This window comes from Vibrio sp. 10N.247.310.17 (assembly GCF_041466605.1).
GTDB classification, from domain to species: Bacteria; Pseudomonadota; Gammaproteobacteria; order Enterobacterales; family Vibrionaceae; genus Vibrio; species Vibrio tasmaniensis_A.
Genome location: NZ_JBFSTC010000192.1, coordinates 1 through 2,288, shown reverse-complemented (window position 1 = coordinate 2,288; position 2,288 = coordinate 1). Strand labels below are relative to the sequence as shown.

At 41.7% G+C, this 2,288-nt stretch carries 1 protein-coding gene; it reads left to right on the top strand.

Features of this window, described 5'->3' with window-relative positions:
• Nucleotides 1-372: 372 nt before the first annotated feature.
• Entirely contained in the window at nt 373-1,998 is a 1,626-nt protein-coding gene (locus tag AB6D80_RS24675; protein ID WP_017101452.1) for a methyl-accepting chemotaxis protein, read from the top strand.
• Nucleotides 1,999-2,288: the final 290 nt, after the last annotated feature.

Genomic DNA, 2,288 nt, shown 5'->3' with positions numbered 1-2,288 from the left:
GAACGGCGGACTGTTAATCCGTATGTCGCAAGTTCAAGTCTTGCAAGGGGAGCCACATTCAAGAAAGCCAAGTCGAGAGACTTGGCTTTTTTTCGTTTGAATAAAAGTAACGCAATTCAATAACACATCAGTTCAACATTAAATCTTGATCTTCTAGTAAATGGACTACGTCCGCCACCCTCAATAGAGTAATTACTCTTGCCTCTGTTTATTCATTTGACAGCAAAAAATGTTCTTCTGGGGACTTTTTTTTCTTCGTAAATTTAATCTTCATCATGTTTTGATACCTTTCTGATACCTGCACTGCACGACTTAGCTTAAGATTCGTGAATGATACACCATACTTATTATTAGATCGCTGCACGGGGAAATATGAAATTAAAAACGCAAGCTTATTTATTATCAGGCATCATTTTGATTGCCTTGCTCGCACTTACGGCTACAGGTTTATGGACCTTAAGAGTTGCTAGCAACATAGACAACAAAGCTCGCGTGACAGAGCTATTTAAAAGTGCATACAGCATTCTTACTGAAGTCGAAAAAATGGCTATTGATGGCACTCTAGAAGAACAACAAGCCAAACAGCTGGCCACTCGCCTACTGCGCAACAATATCTATAAAGACAATGAATATGTATATGTTGCTGATGAAGATATGACTTTTGTCGCAACACCTTTAGATCCGCAACTACACGGAACCAGCTTTAATGATTTTAAAGATGGCGATGGAAATAGCGTTGGCCAACTTATTCAGCGAGCACTTGGCAATAGAACAGGACAAATAGTCGAATACACCTGGACACAAAAACTCCCCGACGGAAGCATTGAAGAAAAACTGTCCATCGCAGAAAAAACACCTCATTGGGGTTGGGTTGTAGGTACAGGTATCGGCTTCAATGAAGTCAACGCAAGGTTTTGGTCAACAGCACAATGGCAACTGATTTTATGTTTGGCTATTGCTGGTGTCATTCTTTCAAGCTTGATTATCTCAATTAAACGTATGCTATCGCTACTTGGCGGTGAACCCAAAGACGTAAGAGAAGCAGTACAAGCTGTCGCAGAAGGAAAAATCCAAACATCGTTTGAGACTCAAGCTGAGCAAGGCAGTATCTATCACGCTGTACAACAAATGAGTCAATCACTGGCAGAGTTAGTATCAAACCTCAACTCTTCAATGCTAGCGTTAAGAGGCGAATTACAGCGCGTGGAAGATCGTGCAGGTTCTATCGCTCAACTTACTGAAACTCAGCAACAATCAACTGAAATGATCGCAACAGCAATGACTGAGATGGCGTCTTCAGCAAATAATGTTGCCGATTCAGCTGGCGATACAGCTCGTAACACCGACGAGGCAGACAAACAAAGCCAACATACTCAGCTCCTAATCCACAACACAGTAGATAATATTCAAGGCCTAGCAGGACAATTAGGTACAGCCAGTGAAGCTGTTGCTAACCTAGACAACGACGTAAACAATATTGTTAAGGTATTGGACGTTATAGGCGATATTGCAGAGCAAACTAACCTGTTAGCACTTAACGCTGCTATTGAGGCTGCGCGAGCGGGTGAACAAGGTCGTGGATTTGCAGTAGTGGCGGATGAGGTACGTAATCTTGCTGGTCGAACGCAATCGAGCACCAAAGAGATTCAGTTAATGATCAATAATCTTCAAGAAGGTTCCCGTAACGCCATTCAAACAATGAATGTGTGTGCGGCAACGAGTGAAAGTACTGTAGCAGAGTCTCAGAATGCCTCTGAAGCGCTACAACAGATTGTGATTGCATTAGAGTCTATATCATCAATGAGCCATCAAATCGCAACAGCAGCCGCTGAACAGACCCAGGTAAGCGATGATATATCGAAGCGTATCAATATGATTGAAGAAAGTGGCAACCAACTGAGCGATGTCGTAACGGAAAGCCATAACAGTACACAAACTTTAGCTTCTCTTTCTAACGAATTAGAGACTTGGGTAAATAGGTTTGAAGTAAAACACTAAACTCTCGAGAAAAACCTTTAATATAAAAGCACGTTTTCATACGTGCTTTTTTTATTTCAGCGCTCATTCAAAGCAGTTAACCGTAGTTTTGCCATCTTTTAAGGCATGCTAGACCTAGGTTTTTCTACCCAAACGAACAAAAACAACCCACTAAGTATAGAAAAACATCAAACAATACTTTTTTTGCAATTTAATGTTGACCCAGAACGCGAAAACACGTTTAATACACCTCGTCGCCCGGATAGCTCAGTCGGTAGAGCAGAGGATTGAAAATCCTCGTGTCGGTGGTT

Bases quoted from the DNA above. Each gene is read 5' to 3' on its own strand.
- AB6D80_RS24675 (WP_017101452.1), top strand. From the start codon at position 373: ATGAAATTAAAAACGCAAGCTTATTTATTATCAGGCATCATTTTGATT.